The organism is Dehalobacter sp. DCM (assembly GCF_024972775.1).
Classification (GTDB): domain Bacteria; phylum Bacillota; class Desulfitobacteriia; order Desulfitobacteriales; family Syntrophobotulaceae; genus Dehalobacter.
Genome location: NZ_CP092282.1, coordinates 1,715,964 through 1,738,312, shown reverse-complemented (window position 1 = coordinate 1,738,312; position 22,349 = coordinate 1,715,964). Strand labels below are relative to the sequence as shown.

At 45.5% G+C, this 22,349-nt stretch carries 22 protein-coding genes; 2 read left to right on the top strand and 20 right to left on the bottom strand.

From position 1 onward, the window contains the following. Positions 1 to 30: 30 nt before the first annotated feature. From trsS to LPY66_RS08105, 7 genes are all read right to left on the bottom strand, one after another. On the bottom strand, positions 31 to 1,374 hold the full coding sequence (gene trsS, locus LPY66_RS08135) for a radical SAM (seleno)protein TrsS (RefSeq protein ID WP_337987579.1): 1,344 nt from the start codon (positions 1,372 to 1,374) through the stop codon (positions 31 to 33). Between the two features lie 134 nt (positions 1,375 to 1,508). After that, positions 1,509 to 1,697 carry a DUF7479 domain-containing protein gene (locus LPY66_RS08130; protein WP_337987578.1) on the bottom strand — a complete coding sequence of 63 codons (189 nt, stop codon included), beginning with the start codon at positions 1,695 to 1,697 and terminating at the stop codon, positions 1,509 to 1,511. 1 nt (position 1,698) lies between these two features. Next, positions 1,699 to 1,962, bottom strand: a complete 264-nt coding sequence (locus LPY66_RS08125) for a hypothetical protein (RefSeq protein ID WP_337987577.1) — start codon at positions 1,960 to 1,962, stop codon at positions 1,699 to 1,701. 21 nt (positions 1,963 to 1,983) lie between these two features. Beyond that, on the bottom strand, positions 1,984 to 3,063 hold the full coding sequence (locus LPY66_RS08120; RefSeq protein ID WP_337987576.1) for a (Fe-S)-binding protein: 1,080 nt from the start codon (positions 3,061 to 3,063) through the stop codon (positions 1,984 to 1,986). Positions 3,064 to 3,075: 12 nt separating this feature from the next. Next, the gene (locus LPY66_RS08115) at positions 3,076 to 3,909 is read right to left on the bottom strand and encodes an acyl-CoA dehydratase activase (RefSeq protein WP_337987575.1); all 834 of its coding nucleotides are present in this window, start codon (positions 3,907 to 3,909) and stop codon (positions 3,076 to 3,078) included. Positions 3,910 to 4,047: 138 nt separating this feature from the next. Next, the gene (locus LPY66_RS08110) at positions 4,048 to 5,493 is read right to left on the bottom strand and encodes a 2-hydroxyacyl-CoA dehydratase family protein (protein WP_337987574.1); all 1,446 of its coding nucleotides are present in this window, start codon (positions 5,491 to 5,493) and stop codon (positions 4,048 to 4,050) included. A gap of 67 nt (positions 5,494 to 5,560) precedes the next feature. Beyond that, on the bottom strand, positions 5,561 to 6,736 hold the full coding sequence (locus tag LPY66_RS08105; RefSeq protein ID WP_337987573.1) for a 2-hydroxyacyl-CoA dehydratase subunit D: 1,176 nt from the start codon (positions 6,734 to 6,736) through the stop codon (positions 5,561 to 5,563). A gap of 292 nt (positions 6,737 to 7,028) precedes the next feature. On the opposite strand from LPY66_RS08105, the gene LPY66_RS08100 reads away from it, so the two are divergent. Continuing rightward, a complete protein-coding gene (locus tag LPY66_RS08100) occupies positions 7,029 to 7,940 on the top strand; it encodes a helix-turn-helix domain-containing protein (RefSeq protein WP_337987572.1) in 912 nt (303 codons plus the stop codon). A 120-nt stretch (positions 7,941 to 8,060) separates the two neighbouring features. Here the strand turns inward: LPY66_RS08100 and LPY66_RS08095 are convergent, their stop codons facing one another. The 8 genes from LPY66_RS08095 to LPY66_RS08060 form a co-directional block, all read right to left on the bottom strand. Further along, on the bottom strand, positions 8,061 to 8,873 hold the full coding sequence (locus tag LPY66_RS08095) for an acyl-CoA dehydratase activase (protein ID WP_337987571.1): 813 nt from the start codon (positions 8,871 to 8,873) through the stop codon (positions 8,061 to 8,063). 93 nt (positions 8,874 to 8,966) lie between these two features. Then, positions 8,967 to 10,370: a 2-hydroxyacyl-CoA dehydratase family protein gene (locus LPY66_RS08090; protein ID WP_337987570.1), complete on the bottom strand. Its 1,404-nt coding sequence runs from the start codon at positions 10,368 to 10,370 to the stop codon at positions 8,967 to 8,969. A gap of 2 nt (positions 10,371 to 10,372) precedes the next feature. Then, on the bottom strand, positions 10,373 to 11,518 hold the full coding sequence (locus tag LPY66_RS08085) for a 2-hydroxyacyl-CoA dehydratase subunit D (protein WP_337987569.1): 1,146 nt from the start codon (positions 11,516 to 11,518) through the stop codon (positions 10,373 to 10,375). A 195-nt stretch (positions 11,519 to 11,713) separates the two neighbouring features. Next, positions 11,714 to 12,472: a nucleotide-binding protein gene (locus tag LPY66_RS08080; RefSeq protein WP_337987568.1), complete on the bottom strand. Its 759-nt coding sequence runs from the start codon at positions 12,470 to 12,472 to the stop codon at positions 11,714 to 11,716. 38 nt (positions 12,473 to 12,510) lie between these two features. Continuing rightward, positions 12,511 to 13,308 carry an acyl-CoA dehydratase activase gene (locus tag LPY66_RS08075; protein WP_337987567.1) on the bottom strand — a complete coding sequence of 266 codons (798 nt, stop codon included), beginning with the start codon at positions 13,306 to 13,308 and terminating at the stop codon, positions 12,511 to 12,513. Further along, positions 13,305 to 14,075, bottom strand: coding sequence for an acyl-CoA dehydratase activase (locus LPY66_RS08070; protein ID WP_337987566.1), 771 nt, complete (start codon positions 14,073 to 14,075; stop codon positions 13,305 to 13,307). Before LPY66_RS08070 ends, LPY66_RS08075 begins: the two co-directional genes overlap by 4 nt. A gap of 40 nt (positions 14,076 to 14,115) precedes the next feature. Next, positions 14,116 to 15,534: a 2-hydroxyacyl-CoA dehydratase family protein gene (locus tag LPY66_RS08065; protein ID WP_337987565.1), complete on the bottom strand. Its 1,419-nt coding sequence runs from the start codon at positions 15,532 to 15,534 to the stop codon at positions 14,116 to 14,118. A 70-nt stretch (positions 15,535 to 15,604) separates the two neighbouring features. After that, positions 15,605 to 16,798, bottom strand: coding sequence for a 2-hydroxyacyl-CoA dehydratase subunit D (locus LPY66_RS08060; RefSeq protein WP_337987564.1), 1,194 nt, complete (start codon positions 16,796 to 16,798; stop codon positions 15,605 to 15,607). 371 nt (positions 16,799 to 17,169) lie between these two features. On the opposite strand from LPY66_RS08060, the gene LPY66_RS08055 reads away from it, so the two are divergent. Next, the gene (locus LPY66_RS08055) at positions 17,170 to 18,057 is read left to right on the top strand and encodes a helix-turn-helix transcriptional regulator (protein ID WP_337987563.1); all 888 of its coding nucleotides are present in this window, start codon (positions 17,170 to 17,172) and stop codon (positions 18,055 to 18,057) included. 76 nt (positions 18,058 to 18,133) lie between these two features. Here LPY66_RS08055 and LPY66_RS08050 read toward each other — a convergent pair whose 3' ends face one another. From LPY66_RS08050 to LPY66_RS08030, 5 genes are all read right to left on the bottom strand, one after another. Beyond that, complete coding sequence (locus LPY66_RS08050) at positions 18,134 to 18,895, bottom strand: ABC transporter ATP-binding protein (protein ID WP_337987562.1); 762 nt, start codon at positions 18,893 to 18,895, stop codon at positions 18,134 to 18,136. Beyond that, a complete protein-coding gene (locus tag LPY66_RS08045) occupies positions 18,892 to 19,686 on the bottom strand; it encodes an ABC transporter permease (protein WP_337987561.1) in 795 nt (264 codons plus the stop codon). Before LPY66_RS08045 ends, LPY66_RS08050 begins: the two co-directional genes overlap by 4 nt. Next, positions 19,686 to 20,645: an ABC transporter substrate-binding protein gene (locus LPY66_RS08040; protein WP_337987560.1), complete on the bottom strand. Its 960-nt coding sequence runs from the start codon at positions 20,643 to 20,645 to the stop codon at positions 19,686 to 19,688. Before LPY66_RS08040 ends, LPY66_RS08045 begins: the two co-directional genes overlap by 1 nt. Positions 20,646 to 20,719: 74 nt before the next feature. Further along, complete coding sequence (locus tag LPY66_RS08035; RefSeq protein ID WP_337987559.1) at positions 20,720 to 21,718, bottom strand: radical SAM protein; 999 nt, start codon at positions 21,716 to 21,718, stop codon at positions 20,720 to 20,722. Between the two features lie 150 nt (positions 21,719 to 21,868). Then, a complete protein-coding gene (locus tag LPY66_RS08030) occupies positions 21,869 to 22,267 on the bottom strand; it encodes a helix-turn-helix transcriptional regulator (RefSeq protein WP_337987558.1) in 399 nt (132 codons plus the stop codon). Positions 22,268 to 22,349 lie beyond the last annotated feature (82 nt).

The window sequence follows — 22,349 nt, the reverse complement described above, 5'->3', positions numbered from 1 at the left end:
TGCATAGCTACGTCGATTCTTATTTCGTCATTAATCATAGAGTTTTACACCCTCCCTATTCGTAAGATAATTGGCGCAGAAAGGTATGATCCGTCCGTCAGGACGCGCGACATGGACACAGCAGTTTTTTAGGCGTTCCAAGTCGATAGTCCAGGCATCCATAAAGGGCATGCCGGAAATGGACAAACTATACTTCTGAGCACGGGCCAAAGCCTTATTCAACCGTGCTGTCCGCATACATTCACATTCACTGGGATCGTCTTCGATAAAACGGCTGTGGCTGGTGATGAATTTCCTTACATGCTCAGCCGGGGTCATCTCCGATCGTTTGGATGCCGGCTTGGCAGGGTAGAAATGGGTGGCGGAACGAAGAACACCGTCTTCCCCCAAGATATAGAAAGCAGAAAATCCGCAATGCGCATCATGCTTACGCCGAGGCAGATAGTGTTCGGCCTTAAGTTCACCGCCGGTCTGGACCTCCAGACCATGCAGAACATCCGGTATAGTCATACGAGTCTCATTGGAAGGCATGGGTAAAAAACGGCCGAAATAACTTACCGGCTGAAAATGGATTCCCTTGACCGTGGGCATAAACTCTTTGGCCAGCTCGACAATTGCTCCCAGTTGATGGTCATTGACGCCGCGGATCATTGTGGGAACCAGCTGAACACCGATACGGACAGCAGTGCAGTTTTCCAACGCCTTCCGCTTAACATCGGCTAATGCTCGTCCGCGTATCTGCCGGTAAACACCATCATCCGTGCCGTCCATCTGTAAATAGATGAGATCGGTGCCAGCCTCCTTCAAGGAATGAAGATAGCTAATATTTTCAGCGATTCTCAGACCGTTGGTATTGATCTGAACATGCGGGAAACCCAGCTCTTTGGCCAGTGCTACAATCTTCGGAAGATCATCTCGGACTGTGGGCTCGCCGCCTGACAGCTGCAGCGGATAAGGTCCTCCGGCTGCAATAATCCCTTGAAAAACCTTTTTTACTTGACCCAACGCGATATCCGGGACGGATAATTCCCCTGAATGGGCAAAACAAACCGGACAGCCGAGATTACAGCGTTCCGTAACCTCGAAGAGTATCGTGCAGGTATGTGCGGTATGATCAGGACAGAGACCGCAGTCCAGCGGGCATCCCTTCTCTTTTTGGGTGTGATGCTTGGGTGGGCTGTGCGGCTCGTCTGGTGAATTCCAGTTCGTCCAGGACGGGGTATCTCCGCGCCAGATAATCGTTGAAAAGAAACCATGTTCCGGACAGGTTTTTTCAAGAAAAACATCTTCCCCACGTTGCACGACCGCTGCATCCAGTTGTGTTAAACAGATGGGACAAAGGCTGCGTCTGCCGGCAAGTATCTGATTCGTCATAAGCTTCTCCTTTATGTTTCGGCGTGTCTAATGAATGCATCTTGGTGAGATCGGTGCCCAGCATAGAATGGGTAATATGGCCGGTAAGAGGGGGTCCCTCTTGCCGGCCATTATGTTCTCTTTATGGACTGCTATTATTCCATCTTAGCCTCGCAGTCGCCTTCACCCTTGACGATGACTTTAGAAATCTTAGAACTAAACCACCATTCATTGCAGGTATCGCAGGCATAACCTTCCTGCATACCGTCAAATTCCAGATACTTTGTGTCTAAATCAAGAATCTCAAGTGTAGCCCCGCATTTATTGCATATATATTTCTTCATGTTACCACCCCGTTACAAATGTTTTATGCCAGTAGGCATCAATAATTCTAAAGCCGTCGCCTTCCGGCTCATATTCGGCGTAATAATAGACATCGGCAATTTTGAGCTTGGCCAGAAAACGGTTTCCTTCCTCTTCCTTAAGTTTAAGGCCGCTCTCCTCGGCAGCACCCACTACCATTTTCACTTCATCTTCGCGGACGCCGTTCTGTTCCATTACCGACTTAACGTCATCTCCGATATAAAGCACAATATTATCGTAGCTCATCCATATTCCTCCTAAAAACAATTAGTTAGATAGTAATTCACGTGTCTTTAATTGACTCTTCTTCGCATCGGCAGCCCCATGCGCTTCAGCTTTTTTTGCATCGTCCAAATCCGCAGTAAACAGCAGATCCAGTACGTGCAAACCGTAGCGATCATAGGGGCGCATGGCCTGCCGGCAGCTGGCGCAGTAAGTAACCAGGTCGCCTCCCAGTTCGTCAGCCCGCTCCTTGGCTAATTTACACGCCCAGTCCGCATCGGTGTAGGCAACCAGTCCGCCCATACCGCAGCATTTGGCATCCGCACCGCTGTCCGCTGGTTCTTGGACTTGACACCCGGCTTTGGCCAGTAACGAACGGACAGCCTGCTGCATTTCTGGAAAAGTCCGCGATTTGCAGGGATCGTGCATGACCCAATTTCCGGCATCTCTGGCAGGGTTATCCCAATTCTCGTCCATTACCTCGTAAATACTAACGGTTGACACATCGGTAAAATCGCGGAAGTGAACTGTGCAGTTAGAACAAGCTGTAATTAATTTTTCGGCGCGGAAAGAAGCCATGGCGTCTTTAACTTGCGCAACTATCTTTTCATACGTTTCTTTATCACCCGTATCATAGCTTGGTGCGCCGCAGCAGGTCAGCAACAAGCCGCAATCCTGATCGTGCTGATTCAGCCATCTCCAGGCTGCGTCCACCAATTCCGCGGAGTAACCGGCTAAATGGCAGCCGGGGAAAAACATCCTTTTCGTATTGCCGGAAGGTGCCGGCTTAGCCAGAAAGAATTGTTCCGAAGAAACAAATTTCTGCTGGTTTTTTACATACTTAATATTACCGGGCAACGGCAGATCTTCCGCAAAGAACTGAATACGGATCTCCTGGATCATGTTGCCGATATCTAAGCTTTCAGGACAGACCGTAGCGCATTTACTGCACATATTGCACAAATAGGGTACTTCAGTCTTGGCAACATAACGACCGGCCAGCATCTCTTCAGCCAGTACTTTCGGATTATCGCACACCTTGGGCAAAAATGCACAGGCATCCATGCACAAGCCGCACTCTAGGCACATATCCGCGATATTTTGAGTAACTTTCAAATTTGACATCGTTTACCTCCTCTAAACATAGGCACTGGCATTAAGGTCTTCCACCGGCTTTTCTTCATGATCAAAATTTGAGGTACCCACATTAGAGTTGGCCAGCAGCGCCGCCCCGATGGCTCCCATGATTTGCGGCGGGTTCGGAATGACCAGCTTTGTTTTCAAAAACTCTTCAAGAAAATGGATAATCCCGGTATTGAGCGCCACACCGCCAGTAAACGCGATGTCTTCCTTATATCCAACCTGTCTGCCGAGAATGCCTACGCGGCGGGAGACGGCACGATGCAGGCCGGCGATAATATCCTCACGGGGAGTCTTCTGAGCCCGCAGAGAGACCATTTCGGATTCGGCAAAGATGGTGCAGGTACTGTTGATCAGAGCCGGTTTATTGCTTTTTTTAGCCTCAGGCCCCATTTGGTCAATGCAGAGGCGCATAACGTCGGCCATAACTTCAAGGAAACGGCCGGTACCGGCAGCACATTTATCGTTCATTACAAAGTCGGCAACAGTACCGTTACTGTTAACAGAGATAACCTTGGAGTCCTGGCCGCCGATATCAATAATGGTGCGAACGTTGGGATAAGAGTAGTTGACGCCTTTCGCGTGACAGATAATCTCTGAAATCGCTTTCTGGGAAAAATACACCGCACGGCGGCCATATCCGGTGGAGCAGCATTGGTCAATATCGTTCATCGTGTACCCGGCTTTCGCCAGCGCAGTTTGAGTTACTTCCATTGCTGCTTTTTCAACATAGTCGCCGGTAGGCTGAACTGCCCACGAAATAAGCTTGCCATCCAAGACAATGGCAGTTTTCGCAGTCGCGGCGCCAACATCAACACCTGCTACTAACATTATATAATTCACCTCTGTTTTGTCTGGGACAGACCCGGCACAGCCGGAACTGTCCCATGACATGGATTTTTCATTGCAGCTGCAGGCCTAGCATCAGGCAGGCAGCCTATTTATCAGTCACTCAAGCAGACAGTCCGATTATATGGCGGATATTTCTTTCATGGCCTTCCGCATTCTCATAACCTCAGCAAAGGATTCCAGACGCGTACGGTATTGTTCCGGCGTATAGTTGCGGCTGTCGTAAGCATCCAGTTCAAGACGCATAACGGGAATATTGTTGCAGTGTTTCTGGACATAGTCCTTAATCTGGACTGACGGCAGACACAGAGGGCGGCAGAACATCGTCTCAAAAATCATCAATCCGTCCAGGTTGAAATTTTCGACAGCGAATCGCGCTTGCTTTATTGAGGAGCCGCAGAGGTCGCCCAGGCCTTGGAAACGGAAAATCATCTCATAACCCTGTTCACGCGGAATATCGGAGGCAGGGGGAGTGCTGAATACTTCAGGTGGTATAGGTTCAAACCAGACGTGCGTCAGGTGAATTCCTGCTTCCTCAACCTGATGATAGAAGCGCATATCCGCTACGGCAACGAAAGTCCCATACGCGCGCGGTGCTCCGGGCGGAACGATAAAGCTTTCCTCTCTGATCCGCTTACGAATATCCTTCTGCATCTGTTTCATAGCTGCGAGAACCTCATCCTTATAAACGGAACCGATGGCTGCGCTGATGAAGGATAAAAACATATCGGCATGGCTGACCGGCAAACCGTCCGTGGTGGCAACCAGATTGACAATCGCCATATGTGCCGTGATAAACTGGTTGGCTTCCAGGACGCCTTGGCTCTTATCGTCTTCCGACATAGTGAAGCCGTACTTCTCCCGCAGATAGTCGTAGACCGCTTCAGTATTTTTGGATAAATATTTAATGGCGTTTATATCCATATGAGGCCAGGTATCCCAAGGATGGTCCTCCGGCAGATCCGTAAAGACAACATCAAAGTTGTAGTCCACAGCCATCTTTGCTTCAACTTCAGGCGCCTGGTCACAGAAAAGACCGCAGGACACTTCAACATCCGGTGCCGGGATCATACCCTTGAAAAGGGCACCTTCCCATATCTGGTATTCGGAGCAATGTCCTTTGCCTGCAGTTTGCCCCAGATCTTCCGACAGTTCGATACACCAGTTAGCTTTGTTAAAGATGGTCCCTAAAACGATCATTAAATAAACAATGGAAGTGCCGCGGGCGTAAAACTTATTGTAGCCCAGCTCAGCGTTAATTCTATTCTCCCAAACATGGAAGCCCTGGGATAGCGAGGCCATGGTCGGACGGGTATAGTTGATAATGATCTCCCGTTCGTCTCTGGCCAGCGCATAGTCCATTGCCTCTTTCATTAATACGGCCAGGAACTGGCGGGTACTGGGGAGGGATGTATCATACTGCTTTTTGGTCCAAGCAACTGAATCGGCGATATCCTGATCAGAGCGGATATACATTTGGTAAAGGAACTTCTCAATTCTCTCCTTGTTCTGTGCCTGCCATTCATCATCAAGACCGCACATGTTAAACAATTCATTATAATTCATTTCCACTGGTCTCCTTTCATAATTCGATCCGGGGCGAATACGGGTATTTGCCAAGTTATTATACTGTTTAGAGAGTCGCTGCGGCCTCAAGTTCGCTCTGCCCCAGCATTTCGATGGCAGTTTCGATTCGAGTCCTCATGGGGCCCTTCTCAGCGGCGTTATAGTTCGTCTCAATTTTAACAAAATTGAGACCGGCTTCCTTAAATTTCTTACCATATGTCCAGGACTGGAGATCCGAACCGTCGCGATAAAGAGTCTGATACCAGATGACGACTTGGCAATCAAATTCCTTTGCCTTTGCCAGCAGGCAATCGAATCTGTCGCCCCAAGGCCTGTCCCAAGGATTTCTGATTCGTTTCGTAAAATAACAGTCAGCAAGTCCGTCCAGGGGATCTATAGAGGTGTCAACGTTATTCAAATACGGAACAATACCTTCGGCGAATTCTTCATACACGATCTCAGCATTGGTGGTATCCACAATTTCGTGGATTCTGACATCCCCGTGAGCCAGTGTGTTTCCGATAAACATAATGCGGGGGCCTGAGTACTTCTTCTCAGTCATCGTTACACGTTTCGCCTTAAGCTCATCATAGATTTCCTGAAGTACTTCCAGATAAATCTCTCTGTCCGCATAGAACGCCGCATGGTGCAAAGCGACGTAATCTTTGCTGCTGATGACCGGGTCAGCGCCGATTCGCAGGTCGCTGATGGCCTTAAGCAGACTGCGGCGCTTATTTTCTATCTCGATCTCTTTTTTCAGCTTTTCATCTGTAATCGTGTTGCCCGTTAACTCTTCAAGTTTCTTCTTAAGGTTCGTTAGGCCATACTTATAATAGTCCACATCTATTGGGCGCTTATCGTGGGGAACACCGAATCGAAATACGTTGACATCGGTGAAGTAGCAGAAAGAATCCGCAATCAGCTTATTATTGGCGTCAACGATCGGAATCACAAACAGGTCCGTGATTTGATAGTAGGGAGCCTCGCCAAGCTTGTAGTAAGCAATCTGGCTCCGGCAGTAGGTACACAGAAAGATTGGCGTATACGTCATGGATTCCGTAACCACTTCCGGGTCACCGCCCATTCCCAGACAAACAGGCACAGCGCCGGCGGCATAGATCATTTCCAAGGGAGCAAACCCTCCGGCAGCGTAGCCCACAATCTTCGTCCCCGATTTTTTCAAGTTCATCAACTCGCTGGGCCTTTCACGCAAATGTTTGTTCAGCCTAATCATTGCTTCCATAGTAAAACCTCCGTTTCCTTTACTTTTTCATGAGGTTAATATAATAAAATACCTCTGACATGAACTATTTTAAGTCCGGATATCACTCAGCGACAATGCTAGTTAAATACCCGTTAAATCAGGTATAAACCAGGTATCTTGCTTATTATTTAGATAGCCGTAATCTATTCAATATTTTCATTCAAGACTAGGATAAAACCAGTATTGAATTAGGTGTTTTCAGAATTTACAATTAACGATAAATAATGACTATTTTCAAACATATACCACGTTTTAAGGGGAGATTGTAAGAATGAGCAGCCCGTTGAATGGTGGTTTCTGCACCTTAGACAAGAACGATTTTCTTGTTGAAAGTGGCATTCAGCCCGATTCCTGTGATATTCAGGACAACCGAGTCCTGATTTTAGACAAAGACTTGAATACCGTGAATTACACACCTGATTTTCTTCGGTTTTTTTATGATCCGGAGCATATTCATAAGTCTTTATTTGGAAAAAGTATCTTATTCTATGCTCCCAATTTTGAAGAGTTGGGGGAGATCGACCGGTTTAGGAAGGTAGCACGTTACGGCGGCTCTTTTAACATCGACTGTTATGAAACCATCACAGAGGAGATAAAGCCTGTTTATGACAGAATGTGTGTATTCAGCAATAACGAGCTTGTCTACATCGTTCACACCGATATTACCGAACAAGTCAAGAATGATCATAGACTGAGTTCACAGGCGGAGTACATCCGTCATCTGGAAAAATGCTGTTCAGAATTAAAAGTGACGATCAATACAATGATGAGTCTGACGGCAGCGCAAAACTCTTCCCTACAAAATGTTTTCTATTGCAATATTGAGCAGATGCTTTTTCCTCTATTAGACGCCCTCCGAAACACCAACCTGAACAGCCATCAGCTGGGCATTCTTGACGTCATTTCCGAAAACCTCAGCACCATGATGGATCCCTTCGTCAAAATGATCAACACCGAAAGTAATTTGACCAAAAAAGAATTGCAGATAGCCAACCTCGTCCGTCAGGGTAAGACAACCAAGGAGATAGCTGCTTTACTCATACTGTCACCTAGAACGGTTGATTTCCATAGAGCAAATATACGCAAGAAACTCGATATCAAAAATCTGAAGAATGACCTGCAAAAGCACTTGGTGCAGTTAGGCATTAACAATAATTACAAGAGTACTTTTCGGTTAACGTAGATATCTTCGAAAAAAAAAAGCGATACAGAAAAACAGTCAAATAGACTGTTTTTTTGTATCCTGGCACTAAACATTGCGTCAATTTTAGAATCACGCATTGTTTTTCGCTTATCGCATTTTTTACCCGTTTAAAGCCGCCCGCGACCTCTCGTACACTTTTCCGACTCGGGTTTCGGTGGCCAGCAATGCTGCGCCCAAGGCGCCCATAATCTGCGGTTGTTCCGGAACAACAATCGGCATTTTGAGAGTTTCCTCCAGAAAAAATTTGATGCCCTGATTCATAGCCACTCCGCCGGTGAAGGCGACCTGCTCGCGGTATCCGACCACTTGGCCCATGAGCACAACCCGGCGAGCAACCGCACGGTGCAATCCGGCAATCATGTCCTCCCTTGGCGTCATTTCTGCACGCAGCGAAATCAATTCTGTTTCAGCAAATATGGTACAGGTACTGGTAATATCGGGCACATTCTTAGCTTTCAAAGATAAAGGACCCATTTGATCAATCGTCGTGTTCAGAACCTGGGCCATAACTTCCAGAAAGCGTCCGGTACCGGCCGCACACTTGTCGTTCATGACGAAGTCGACAACTCTCCCAACTTCATTGACATGAATAACCTTGCTATCCTGACCGCCAATATCAATGATAGTTCGCACCTGCGGCATCATATAGTTGGCGCCGCGGGCGTGACAAATGATTTCGGTTACGGCTTTATCCGTAAATTTGACATGGTGGCGGGCATAGCCTGTTGAGACCACGTAATCAAGATCCTTCATGCTGTATCCCGCTTTTTTCAAGGCCTTAATTGTAACATCCTCGGCGGCTTTGGTAACGATATCTCCTGTGGGCATAACCGCAAAGGCGATAAAATGACCGTCTTTGACAATGGCTGTCTTGGCGGTTGCCGCACCGACGTCGACTCCTGCTACGAGCATAATAAACTCCCCTTGTCTATCCGTTTTGCGATTCATGATGTATATTTCAGGTGAGAGGTTTCCCCCTCACCCGAATCAATATTCGCTCTAGGGCTATGCCTTCAGTTCTTTGTTTAATTTAAGCATTTCCGCATATGCTTCAAGACGGGTCTTGATCTGCTGCGGGCTATAAAGCCTGCTATCATAATAGTCCGTTTCCAGCAGCAGAATCGGCAGACCGGTTTTCTTTTCCAGGTTATCCCGGTTCATCAGAGCCGGAGAGGTCCACGGACGGCAATTGTACAGATAGGAAAGTACCGATCCGTCGCAACCAAATTCCTCCAGCATATCTTCATGGTACTGCTGCTGGTAGCAGGGAGTATTCAGTCCCGGCCGCTTGAGCATATACTCCGTCGCCTGCATAAACGGGTCGTTTTCCGGGAACATCAACGGCAATTTTTCAGCCCGTGTCATACCGTCGAGGAATATATTGGTAATCGAGAGACCAACTTCTTCAATAACTTTAATCATCCTGACGTCGCAGCCGGTCTTCATCCCCACATACACCTTGGGGGCTCCTTTCGGAAGTATACCGATCCCTTGTTCAATTCTTCTATTGACCTCCTCGGTCATCGCGCCAATCGCCTGCAGAGTTTCTCCAACTCTCTTAGGATGCGGACAAACTAGGGCGAAAAGATAAGGAGGGGTGAGGTCGGCATGGGAGATGACTTGCGGGTCGGAATGTCCCACTGTACCGCAAAGATTCAAAAAGGCAAAGGAGAGTTGATAAAACGCTGCCCAAGCTTGTTGATTATCTTCAGGCGTAATCTCCAGCCCGGTCACCTCATAAACCCGTTTCATCGCCCTTTCCACGGTCTTGGCTGAATATTCGAAATTCTCTCGCGGCAGTTCGACATCCCACGGCCAATCCATGCAGCCGTCAAAATAAACAGACTCAAAGCCAAAGATCTGCGACATCTGGTGATCAGCCTCCGCAGCCTGATCACAGAACCACCCGGAACCTACCACCAAATCAGGCTTAGGCAGAATACCGAGCGACAAAAGCCCCGCTTCAGCCTGGTACTGGCCGCAATGCGCCTTGCCGGCCCCCTGCCCCATCCGCTCGCCTTCCTCCAGAACACGGGTATACTTGTCAAAGATCATCCCAAGACAGACGATGGACGTCTGGGTCGTACTTTTGACATACACGCTTTTTCCGGTTCTCATTTGAGCGTAAAGCATACCGAGAAACAGTGTCGGTGTAATCGGAAAATTGATTGTAACATAGGTATCATATTCATTGCGAACATTAACAATATCCAAAAATTCATGAAGATAGATTCTTAGTATCGGAGCAGAGATGCTCAAATCGAAACAGGAGGAAACGTGTTCTTCTGCATGCTTCAGGCTTTTTTCATCTGTGCAGTTGATTTTCTCCAGCATGAATTCAATCCGTGAGCGATTGGCGTTAATTTCTTCGTCCGACCAGCCGCACAATTTAAATAAGTTTGTATACATCATTAACCTCCTTGTACCATTTCAATAAGGCTCTCGAGCCTGGTTTTTACGTTACCTTTTTCCGATGCGTCATAATCGGACTCAATCTTCAGCATCGGCACACCGGTTTCTTTTTCAATAATTTTGTCGAAGAAAAAAGCCTGCATGTCGTACGCTTCGCGGTACAGGAGCTGGTACCAGATAACAGCTTGGGCTCCGAAAGCCTTAATATTATCGATCATTGGATATACTCTGTGATTGGAAGGTCTGTTCCAGGCAGGGTCCATTCTTTGGGTGAAATATGCATCCGTCAGGGCCGCCAACGGGTCTGTTCCGTCCAGCTTGACGTTATTTTCATAGGGGCGCAGACAGCCGGCGAAATCTTCGTATACAATCTCGCCGCCGATCTGGTCTAGCAGTTCATATACGCGGTAATCACCGTGCGCTAAAGTGCCTCCGGTGAAAAACAGCCGGATACAGTCGACTTGCTCGGACTCTTTGTTCTTCAAGTCATTGTAAATCTCCGTGAGGCAGTCAATCAGAAAATCCTGATCCGCGCAAAACGAATAGTGATGCAATCTTACATAATCGAAGCTGCTGATAACCGGTTTTCCCGGTTTTTTACGCAAATCGCTAATGTCTTTCAGAAGCGTACGAATTTGATTCTGTTTCACAACTGCATCGGATATTTTTTCGTCGGTGATCTTATTGCCTGTCAGTTCTTCCAGCTTGGTTTTGAGCTTATTCAGGCCAAGAGAAAAATAATCAACGGCTTCCGGCTGTTTGTTATGGGGAACTCCATAGAGGAAGGCCGGCGTATCTGTCCAATAATTCCAAAGATCCCCTATTGATCTGGCATTGCAGTCCGTGGCCGGAACTACCATCAGATGAGGAACCTGGTATAAAAGGTCTCCGCTCATTTTGTAACCGATCTGCGAGCGACACCAGGTACAGATAAATCGGGGAACATATTTCAGGCTTTCCATTAACGTCTCGGCGTCTCCGCCCTTAGCTAACCCGATCGGGATCGCTCCGCTGGCGTACACAAGCTCTTCAGGAAGAAATCCCTCCGGCACATAACCGACGAACTTCTGTCCGGCCTTTTTCATTTTCAGTAACTCGGCAGGTCTCTCTTTTGCATGCTTTTCTAATCTGGTAAATGCATCCATTCTTTTCCTCCTTATCTTTTCAGAAAACTATAATCATGAAAAATCATCATTATAACAATCATTCTGTTGGTTCCAAAAGTAAGCCTCCTTCCCGCAATACAGACTCCTTTTGTTATAAATGTTAATTTCAAAGCAATGGTGTGACAATACTTGTTGATTGAATAAGCAATACCCGTATTCTGCTAGTACCCAAACTCAGAGTATTTGGTCGAGAAATCGGCGTATTGCAGACACACTCGGGGCATTATCCGGCAAATGAAGCAAGGGATTACCCCTGGCATTATTCTTGAGTACCTGGGGATCCTCAGGAATAAACCCGGCTACAGCAAAACCAAATTTTTCAGCCAACGCACGGGCATCAGCCTCATCTTCTTCACTCCGAACCCGATTCACAAGCAAGGAGACCTCAAAAGGATTATCCTCAAAGTATTTGCCGGCAACTTCCTTCACTTGGGATACCGTTTCCATTCCTCTCCGGGAAGTGTCCGTGATCAGAATCAGGTGATCGATTCGGTGTACCGCCCTTCGGTTAACCTGCTCAATTCCGGCTTCACAATCAATCAAAATTGTATCATATTCGCTGCAGAGCGATTCTATGCCATATCGCAGCAGATCATTGATTCCGCAAAAACAGCCTTTTCCTTCAGACCGACCCATCACAAGAATATCAAAATTATTTCCGGTTTGGATGGTCAATTCACGGATTGTATCTTTTGTAGCCTGTTTCCTTACTTCTCGGGCCACCTCGATGTTCTCGATGATCCTTTCTCTGAATTCCCCGATGGTACGCTGCGGCTGTACGCCAACAGCATAGGTTACACTGATCACAGGGTCAGCATCAATCAGGAGAAGTTTTTCGTTCCGTTGGAGCAGAAGTTTTACCAGGATAGCAGATAGGGCTGTCTTGCCGACCCCGCCTTTTCCCCCGATGACAATTATTTTTCCTTTATTCATGACGTCCCCCCTTGCAGCCTTTTCTCATCCGCTGGTGCTTACTTTGCTGCGTTTTCTTTCAAATAACGCTCTTTGGCATAAATCGCCGCTCCCAGCGCCCCAATAATCTGCGGATCGGTATCTCCTAAGGAAGTGACCTTTTTACCTGTTACTTTTTCAATAGACTTAACGACTGCAGCATTTTTGGCTACGCCACCAGTGCAGCATAATTCATCTTTAATCTTGATTTGAGTTACCATCCTGTTGAGCCTTATGGCCAAGGAATCGGCTACCCCTAAAGCAATATCTTCCCGTGAACGCCCATCGGCCAGAAGCCCCATGACATCAAACTGAGTATAGACCGTACAGATACTGCTGATTGGTACCGAGTTTTTTCCGTTCAACGCCAGCGGCCCCAGTTCAGAGACATGAATGCCAAAAGTTTTGGCGATCCCCTCCAAGAAGCGCCCCGTCCCGGCAGCACACTTATCATTCATCATGAAGTCGTCCAGGTCGCCGTTTTCATCAATTCGTATCAATTTGGAATCCTGGCCTCCGACATCAATGATGGTTCTGACATTATTATTGGCCCAGAACGCACCTTTGCCATGGCAGGATATTTCTGAAACATCATGTTGGGAAAAGGGTATCCTTTCCCGTCCATAACCCGTACTGACACAATAAGCGATATCACTTTGTTTTAAACCCGTTAGTTTTAGAACTTCTTCCATAACCAATGTCGCCGAGGTAACCGGATTTGGTTTGACTGTGATGATATACGAAGCCAGGAGCTTGTCGTTTTCCATTAAAACTGCTTCAGCACTTAAAGATCCTACATCAACACCTGCAAAAATCATTTTCTCCCTCCGTCCGCACTCAAGGCCGCGCCTACCGCTGCGATATAATCCGCCTCAGGCTGGAATACGTGTATTTCTACTCCCAGAGCTTCCTGCAGCAGGCGGCATATTTTTTCATTTTTGGCCAATCCGCCGCCAAGAACCAGTTTTTCCTTCTTGATCGTCCTTTTGCACAGGCTGGCAATATTGACGGTCAAAGCTGTAAGAATAGCCGCGACAATATTTTCGATCGACTCTCCGTCATTCACCAAACTAACGACTTCGCTCTCGGTAAAGACAGCGCATTGGTTGCTGATCCGTATTTCTTTGTCTGCTTTTGCAGCCAGAGCTGCTAAATCATCAACTGTACATTCCAATGCTTCACAAATAATTTCCAGAAACCTGCCGGCCCCGGAAGCACATTTGTCGTTGCGGGCATATCCGGCAACCTTCCCGGCATCATTGAGCTTTATCACCAGGCTCTCCTGAGCGCCCATGCACAATACCGCCTTAGCGGAAGGGCAATCCCACAAGGCTGCGCGGGCAATAGAACTCATCAATTCAGTTCCTTGCCGGTTGGGAACTTTGACCTGTCCCCAGCCGGTCAGAATGATGCCATCCAGATCACTTTCTTCCAGCCCTTTTTCATTCTTTACTACATCCATGATTTTTTGAACTGCACTCGTCGGGTTAGCTTCAGTTGGGACTTTTGTACCCCAAATAAATTTTCCGTCTTGGACAAGCGCACCTTTTGTAAGACCTGTCCCGATGTCTATGCCTAGAATCATTTCTTTTTCTTCCTTTCATCCTTGACCTTCTTCTACATTTTTACCTTGCTCTTAGATTATTAAAGAACTCAGTAAGCATAGAAAAAGTAACTTCCCTTGGTGTAAAACGTTTATCCATAATATCGGTTTCAAATGATAAACAAGGAATACCCATATTTTCTTGTAAGGCGTCTGACAGCATTTTTGGATAGGTCCAGCCCCATTTGCAAGTGTTGTTCCCGGCAAAGACCGCCGCGTCAACCTGATATTCTTTAGCCACGCTGACCATATCATTGATATGCAGGTCGGCAAACGTCATCACCGTCCGGTGCATGACCCCGTTAAAGGACCGCCAAGCGAGACCTTCCAGCATGGTATCAAGGTTTGTGGTATCCACAAATCCAATCAGATCACCTGGGTAAATGGAAAGACCGCATTCCGCCATAGAACTGCCTAAGTTATCTTCCATCCAATCCGGCAGATAAATGGTGTGGGCCGTCCAACCGTACGTATGCAGGGTCCGGATTTCTTCCATGCCCTCCGGTACTACGCCTAATCCGTTGTCCGCCCTTTCCTTCGCCTCTTCATATAACACCTTAAAATAGTTAATCCACAGTTCATTGGAACCGGACAACAGCCAAGCTGCCAAGTCAAACGCGCGGTGCATCCCGGGATCGGGATTGGGCTTGATTCTCCTGAGTTTTTGCAGTTTGAACCACCACTCGTACTGCTCATTGCTCCACTCGACGTGCTTGCGTAGGGTAGCGACATCAATCTCCGTGCCTAAATGCTTGGCCACACCCAAAATAGCTTGCTTATACTCTTCGGCAAAATATTTGAATGAGCGTTTATTCCAATAATACGGTGAATCCACTACGAATACCGGTTTGTTGTGTTTATCCATCATATTTTGATAGAGCATATTGCTGGAATTGCACGGTGCTGTGGTTACTAAAAAAGCATCCGGCAAGGGAAGGAGCCCTTTGTCCATCGCCTTGAACGGCGCCTTTTGGAAAGAGCAGGAATGGTTGGGAATACCTTCCGCTTCCGCCTCGTCAATTTCTTCCTCGACACCGTTCTCATAGGAACCCGTAAGGTACAAGGTCAACGCTTCCGCGCAAAGTGGAACAACACCCATGGCAAGAAAGGGCTCCGGCCCCATGGAAGGAAAATGGGAAACAACAGGTTTGCCTGAATCAAGGTCATCTGCCAGGTCCGATAAATATTTTTTCACAGCTGCAAAATGCGCACCCACACCTGCACGGTTCTTCGGCTTAATCGCAGCAGCAACAACCGGTTCATGAATCTTCGGCACTTCCTCAAACAGATATGGCGGAGCCGTAGCCAACAAGGGCAAAGCGCCCTCCATCAGTCCATCTAAAGTATCAGCCTTAACAACATTACAGGCCAAATTAACAAAGTCCGTGACGCAATCCAACCGGTGGAGATAGTTATACTTTTCAAATGCTTTTTGTCTCATTTGTCAAATCACCCCTTATTATTTTTCAAACAATTTATAAAACCAAAAAAAATTCTGATTATTTTTCTGATTATTTCCCTTTAGTGATTTTCTCCACGAAGGCTTGGACACGTGTCTTGTACCGCCCAGTATCTGCTGAAAGATACTCTCTCTCCATTTGCATGACCGGTATCCCGTCTTTTTCCATATCTCTGGCTTCCATAACGTTTTCAACCCCGTGATTGTCGCAGAAAGACATTTTCTCGTAAATGACACCGTCAACTTTGGCTTCCTGAACCATACGCTTGGCGAAACTTATCCGCTCCGGATAACCTTCGATCATCCGCGGGCAGGCTATTTTATTTAAATGCCTTTTGACCACAGCATGGGTAAGAGCATCCAAGTCATTATCGTTCTCGGGCATTTCCACAAGGCCTTCCACATATTTGCGTCCGGTGCAGAGCGTATCGGCAACAACAATAGCGCCAGTGCTCTCAATAATGTCAATCAGATAGGTGTCATCGATAAAGCTTCCCCCCAGCATGATCCTGGCTTTATAATCTTTAATTCCGGGACGTTTTTTGATTTCGGCAATAGCGGCTTTCAGTTTCTCGTTGAATATTTCTTTTGGCATATTAGCTCCGGCCATAGAAATCTTCATCGCTTCCGAACCGGTAAGCAAAGGATATTCTAAGGCACGCAGGCTGTATAGTTCCTGCATCAGAGTTCTGTATTCATTGTATACAGTAATTGCATGACGCAGGGATTCCGCTGTCGTCTTATTCCCGTACACCCGGTCGATATCACTGGTGACATTGACAACTTCGTCAAAATACCACTGATAACGGTTGGGCCCCGTGGGATCATGAGGAACTGAAATCATGGACAGGTGCCCTGCTTTGACATGGTCCCGCCAGGGCTCATAAACCCTTCTGGCATGCTCGCAGCAGCTGGTAAAAACAAGTCCATCCAGAAAATCATATTGCCCTTCCAAGCCTACCTGCAGCAAACAGCGGGGAAAACTGCATAGAAATTTGCCCATGTAAATATCGGCGTCTTCGGTAGTCGTACAACCCTTAGCACCAACACGAACAGGTAATATATTCCAGTTTCCGCCGTGGGCATAGAGAATTTCCTCCGGAACATAGGCGCATAGAAACCCATAAACTAACCCCCCGTCCTTTTTCCATTGGCTAATGTAAGGGTTATCCCCGCGGAGCGGCAGGTTCAACAGTTCCTCCAGTGGACCGGATTTTTCAACCGTCAAAACATCTTGTACGGACATTTTTTCTCCTTCCTTTCCAATAAACGCATTACGTTTTTTTAGGAAATGATATTTGATTTCCTATTTTAGAGAATAGTTTAAGTAACATGGGTAAACAATACTGGTTTAATCTATAAAATAAACCCAGCAGTAGACTGGTATATCAGGTTAATTTGTTAATTACAGACATTTGATACCAGTTATTACTAGGATATTATCTAGCAATCAACCCATATTGACTGCAGATTCTTCCAGTAGTAAGTTTAGATTAACAAAATATTCTCACTACTCTGCTTTTTACTAATCTTCTCAATTCATAGGTATTCCATAGGGACTGCATCGAAGGCTATTCAGTATAAGTTTTGTTGATCTTGAAAGGTGGTAAACAAACCATGGACAACTCTCGGCTGCGCTTATTCTGTCCGACTGATGCAAACATTTGCGATATGCTGCATTGCCAGAATCCTTGTATTCGAAGTATTGATTTATCCAATGATTACATTCTTATTTTTAATGACAGTATGCGGCTGATCAACCTCAGTAACGCCTGTTCTAAAACACTCAAAGATGAAAGTCTGCCCAAAACCCAGCTGTTGGGTCTGGATATCTTCTTCTTTGTTCCGGAGTTAAAAGAACCTGGGGCTTACGATTACTATATTAATTCTCCTCATGAGAAAGACATCTATATGTCCGAAGACTATAATGTTAAAGCACCGGTGAATAAAGATTCTATCTTCGTCAAGCTTAAGATTTCCAGACAGGAAAGTATGACCTTCGTAGTGGGTACAGATATAACCAGTCAGAAAACGTTTTATGATTTGTATAACCGGCAAGAGCGAACGCTCGCAGAACTGGCTCAGGAATACAATAATATGAAAACCACCCTCGATGTTCTTCTGAAACAGATCAATGAGAAAAAGTGTACTCTTGAAAAAGATTATTATCGTAATTTAGAGGAAATGATTTATCCTATGCTGGATATTCTAAAGACGACCAGGCTGGATGAAAGGCAAGCCGCTACGCTGGACATTTTGGAACAGAATCTTAAATCCATGACCCAGCCTTACACTCAAATGCTTAATATTGAAAGCAACGGTTTGACCCAAAGGGAAATCCAAATTGCTCAATTTATTCGCTTAGGAAAAACCACCAAGGAAATTGCCGATATTCTTTGTTTATCGACCAGAACGATTGACTTCCACCGCGCTAATATTCGCAAACGACTCAATATCAGCAATTGCAGGGATAATTTAAAATCTACCCTGCAAACTCTGGGTTAAAATTTATCGTTGTTAGAATTACCGAAAATGATGTCACTAAGTTATTTCTAAGAAAATATCATTATAGACAGAAAACCTAGATATTCAACAACGCCAGTATACTTCTTTTTAATTTAGAAAACGCCGTACTGCCTATAAGAGAAATCGGCCTTGGCCTTTGAAAAGGGACTTTTACTTCATGGATGATCCGTCCGGGCAAACGACTCATCACCAATACCTTATCAGCTAGAAATAGTGCTTCTTCCACATCATGCGTTACAAATAACACCGTAGGCTCTATCTCCCTTGCGATAGAAAGCAACAGCTGCTGCATGGCTAAACGCGTCTGGGCATCTAAGGCTGCAAAGGGTTCGTCCATAAGCAGCATCCGTGGTTCCATAATTAAAACTCTCGCCAGCGCTACCCGCTGCTGCATCCCGCCGGATAGCTGAGGTGGATAATAATATTCAAACCCTTCTAATTTTACCAATTGGATATATTTACTGCATTTGTCCTCGATGATTTCCTTTTTTTGTTTCTGTAACGTAAGGCCATAGGAAATATTCTGCTTGACCGTGAGCCAGGGAAAAAGCTGTGCCGATTGGAAAACCACTCCCCTTTGGGGCGACGGCATGGTAATGGGCCTGCCCATAAACAACACCTGCCCATCATCCGGTTTTTCAAAACACGCAGCCAAATTTATCAGAGTGGACTTACCGCAGCCGCTGGGTCCTAAAAGGGCGACCAGTTCACCTTCTTCAATCTCTAAAGAAACGTCTTCCAAGACCTTTAACAACTGTTTCCCCGAAGAGAAGTTTTTGTTAACCTTATTCATAACGAACGCTATTTCATTTTTCAATTTCTTCCACCCCCATAATACGGATAAATCTTTTGGCAGAGTTTAATCAGCAATAAATCAGATAATCTTCCTAATATAGCAATCCAGATCATGGCCGCAGGTATCATTTCCACTTGTCCCAGCATACGGGCGTCCATCATGACGGCTCCAAGACCTTTTGATACTCCTGTAAGCTCTCCTAATACCAAATAAGCCCAGGAAACACCGAGTCCAAGTCTTAAACCTACTACAACAGATGGAAAAGCAGATGGCAAAATAACAGTTGTAAACAAAGCAGACTTGCTTGCACCCAACATCCTGCCCGCCCGAATGAGAAGCAATGGCACTTCTCCGGCACCGTGAGCCGCATTAATATAAATAGGAAAAAAAGCGGCCAGTGCAATCAGAAAGACCGTGGTTCTTTCTCCTATTCCAAACCATACCATAGCCATAGGCAGCCAGCCGATTCCCGGTATTGTCCTAACCATATGAACAGAGGGATCAATAATCCGTTTGATCAATCGTATCCTTCCTGTTAAAAAACCTAATAGCAATCCTACTAGAGCAGCTAAGCTAAAACCGCATAGCACACGAAGACAACTCGCAAGCATATTTTCAACCATTTTTCCGGAATATGGCGTAAGCTTATACGAACCGAAAATAAAATCCATCATCACCTGAAAGAACTTTTCGGGACTTGGCAGTAAATAAGATGGTATTTTGCCGCTTGCGGCGACAAAATACCATATGGAAAGAAGTAGAAGAGGAAAAATTAATCCAACCGGATCAATTTTCTTGCTGAATTGTTTCATTATTTCAGTTCCTTTTCAGCCTGTTCTACGAAGCTTAAGTCAAACATCGCATCAATATCGGGGATTTGGCTGATCAGTCCTTGTTCCTTCATACGCTGAGCTAAATTTTTGACATGGCTGATATAATCCTCATCCATGTTCCAGAACAGTTCTATATTGTTTGCGGCTACATCCAATACCTTTTTATCCGTTCCAAACTCGGCTGCCTTTGTAAGCCAAACGTTTTTGCTTGCGTTTAAGTATTCCGTTGCTTTAGCGTGAGCGGTGACAAGTTTTTGAATCATTTCAGGATTATTTTGAATCTTGTCTTTTGTCGTGATCATAGCGGCATTTATGATGCCAATTTTTTCATCATCATTGGGATATGAAAGTATTCTTCCGTAACCCTCGGCCACCGCGAGGGAAGGGTAGGGTTCTCCGCTATAAAATGCGTCGACTGTTCCTTGGGCAAGCGCCTGACCCATATCAAAAAAATCTATTCTCTTGAGTTCCACGTCTTTTTCCGGATCTAATCCGTTTCTTCTAAGCACCTCAAGCAAAAGCAAGTGATGCATTGTTCCGGGTACATAAGCAATCTTCTTTCCCTTCAGGTCCGCTTCTGTTTTGATATTGGAATCCTTGCCCACAACCAAAGCCGAGCACTTGTTTGCCAATCCGCAAACGACGACCACAGGTTCGCCTTTAGATGCTGCCGTAATGGCGGTAACCAAAGTAGTACCGCACATATCGAGGCTTCCGGCCAGTAAGGCTGTCTTCATATCGCCTGGGTTAGTAAATGCTGAAATCTCAACTTTATCAGGAGTTTTCAGATAATCCTGATAAAAAAACGGCTGAATGGTCTGCGCGGTCTTCCATGTACCAACTTTAGCATCTATAGATTTTCCAGAGGTTTCCTTGCCACAGCCAGTGAAACTAATAACTAATGCTAAACATAGAATGAAGGATAGTAATTTTTTCATATTTTTTATTCATTCCTTTCGATTTTTCGTTTGTATGAACTAATGAGTTGATGTTAAATATGTTTAAAATTTTTTTACCCTTCCTTGGAAAATACGCCATACCCGTTAGCGGCAAACCATTTTTTTGCAGTATCCGGGCTAAATCCATTCCACCATTCATCTTTGGAACTGCAGCAAACATCTCTAGGGATAGCTCCTTTTTCAACCACTACCACATTAGCTCCCCACTCCATGGCCAGTTCCGAGGCTGGATGCACACATATGTCCGGCGCTCTAAAGCCGGCAGCCAGACGGGTTACTGCCACAATCTGAGCCAGTCTCTCTTTAGAAAGAGCCGGAAACTCACCGAGCGGTGTTCCTTTTACAGGAACTCTTCCCATGCCTCCGGTAACGACAGCTTCATATTTAATAGCAGTTAAAAAAGAATCTGCGATTTCTTCATTGGTATGTTCTATACCGATAGGTTCTACCAGGGAAACCAGCTTTAAAGCTGATTTTTTAACAGTCTCCAACGTTGCCAGCCTGTCATCCGGGTTAAACTTGGTATCAATACCCTCTTTAAGCCGTAACGTATGATAATTAAACTGCAGTCCGGCGTCAGCCATTTTTTGAGCAGTTAGCCCATCAAACTCTCCAGCGTTGGTTACTAATTCATATTCTCCCGGTACAGCTTCCCTGATTTTTTTTGCCGTCTCGATCAATTTGTCCAGACTATAAAATTGAGTCGTTCGCAGTACGATCCACCTTATGCCTTCCTGAACATAACCTCTGGCCATTTCTATAATTTCATCTTGGCTGAACTCTTTTTCTTCTGTGACAATTCCCCAGCTTTCTCCAAATGAACAATAATGGCAGTTCATGGGGCAGGCTTTATAATCCAGCCCTATCGCGGCCCAAAGGTATGCCCTGTCTTTACAAACGGCAGAAGCTACTTCTCTCGCTGCCAGGCCTAATCTCACGCCATCCTCCGTGTTGGGATCAATTTCGAGTAAAGAAATAATACTTTCTTTATCAAGCGTTTTTCCGGATAAGGCACTTTCTTTCGCTTTCCTAATCAATTTCAGATTATTCACATCACGTTCCTCCTTGCATCAATGATTCGAATAAAACAATTGATTTAATCACTTATTAGACTTTATCTGTTATCTAAACATTAAAGACTACTCCAATATAACAATTCAAATAAACGCATACTACTTAGCTGGTTTAATCACTATGACCATCTACAGCCGACTATTTGACAACTCAAAGGTATCTATAATTTGGCAGATATTCTTTTGATATTCCTTAAGTGTTTTTATCCAATTTGCCAAGCATTTTTTGCCGGCCTCCGTTAGCCAATACGTTTTTTTGGCAGGTCCTGTCCCCGTGGTATCCCATTCAAAACCCAAAATGTTATGCTCTTCCAAAGTTTTTAAAGCCCGATAAATCCCCGTACTGTCAACGTGATTATTGCAAAAAAAATTTTCATTTAACAGCTCGATAATCCTATACCCATGCAACGGTTCATCCTGCCTATTAAGAGTTATTAATATTTTGGGCTGAATCAGTTTATCCAGGTTGTAACCTAGGCACGAACATTTGTTAATGTCATCTATTAGATCAAATTCATTATTTTTCATTTCCTACCTCACTGATTTCATGACAAAAGCCCATCCAATTTTTCCTGATATTTGAAGCTGGGCCATTTTCTATAGCATCATT

Coding starts and splice junctions, on each gene's coding strand:
- LPY66_RS08125 (WP_337987577.1), bottom strand. CDS start 1,962: ATGAGCTACGATAATATTGTGCTTTATATCGGAGATGACGTTAAGTCG.
- LPY66_RS08105 (WP_337987573.1), bottom strand. CDS start 6,736: ATGGAAGCAATGATTAGGCTGAACAAACATTTGCGTGAAAGGCCCAGC.
- LPY66_RS08030 (WP_337987558.1), bottom strand. CDS start 22,267: ATGAAAAATAATGAATTTGATCTAATAGATGACATTAACAAATGTTCG.
- LPY66_RS08080 (WP_337987568.1), bottom strand. CDS start 12,472: ATGAATAAAGGAAAAATAATTGTCATCGGGGGAAAAGGCGGGGTCGGC.
- LPY66_RS08065 (WP_337987565.1), bottom strand. CDS start 15,534: ATGAGACAAAAAGCATTTGAAAAGTATAACTATCTCCACCGGTTGGAT.
- LPY66_RS08110 (WP_337987574.1), bottom strand. CDS start 5,493: ATGAATTATAATGAATTGTTTAACATGTGCGGTCTTGATGATGAATGG.
- LPY66_RS08090 (WP_337987570.1), bottom strand. CDS start 10,370: ATGTATACAAACTTATTTAAATTGTGCGGCTGGTCGGACGAAGAAATT.
- LPY66_RS08120 (WP_337987576.1), bottom strand. CDS start 3,063: ATGTCAAATTTGAAAGTTACTCAAAATATCGCGGATATGTGCCTAGAG.
- LPY66_RS08130 (WP_337987578.1), bottom strand. CDS start 1,697: ATGAAGAAATATATATGCAATAAATGCGGGGCTACACTTGAGATTCTT.
- LPY66_RS08045 (WP_337987561.1), bottom strand. CDS start 19,686: ATGAAACAATTCAGCAAGAAAATTGATCCGGTTGGATTAATTTTTCCT.
- LPY66_RS08040 (WP_337987560.1), bottom strand. CDS start 20,645: ATGAAAAAATTACTATCCTTCATTCTATGTTTAGCATTAGTTATTAGT.
- trsS (WP_337987579.1), bottom strand. CDS start 1,374: ATGACGAATCAGATACTTGCCGGCAGACGCAGCCTTTGTCCCATCTGT.
- LPY66_RS08060 (WP_337987564.1), bottom strand. CDS start 16,798: ATGTCCGTACAAGATGTTTTGACGGTTGAAAAATCCGGTCCACTGGAG.
- LPY66_RS08075 (WP_337987567.1), bottom strand. CDS start 13,308: ATGATTTTTGCAGGTGTTGATGTAGGATCTTTAAGTGCTGAAGCAGTT.
- LPY66_RS08055 (WP_337987563.1), top strand. CDS start 17,170: ATGGACAACTCTCGGCTGCGCTTATTCTGTCCGACTGATGCAAACATT.
- LPY66_RS08100 (WP_337987572.1), top strand. CDS start 7,029: ATGAGCAGCCCGTTGAATGGTGGTTTCTGCACCTTAGACAAGAACGAT.
- LPY66_RS08070 (WP_337987566.1), bottom strand. CDS start 14,075: ATGATTCTAGGCATAGACATCGGGACAGGTCTTACAAAAGGTGCGCTT.
- LPY66_RS08115 (WP_337987575.1), bottom strand. CDS start 3,909: ATGTTAGTAGCAGGTGTTGATGTTGGCGCCGCGACTGCGAAAACTGCC.
- LPY66_RS08085 (WP_337987569.1), bottom strand. CDS start 11,518: ATGGATGCATTTACCAGATTAGAAAAGCATGCAAAAGAGAGACCTGCC.
- LPY66_RS08095 (WP_337987571.1), bottom strand. CDS start 8,873: ATGCTCGTAGCAGGAGTCGACGTCGGTGCGGCAACCGCCAAGACAGCC.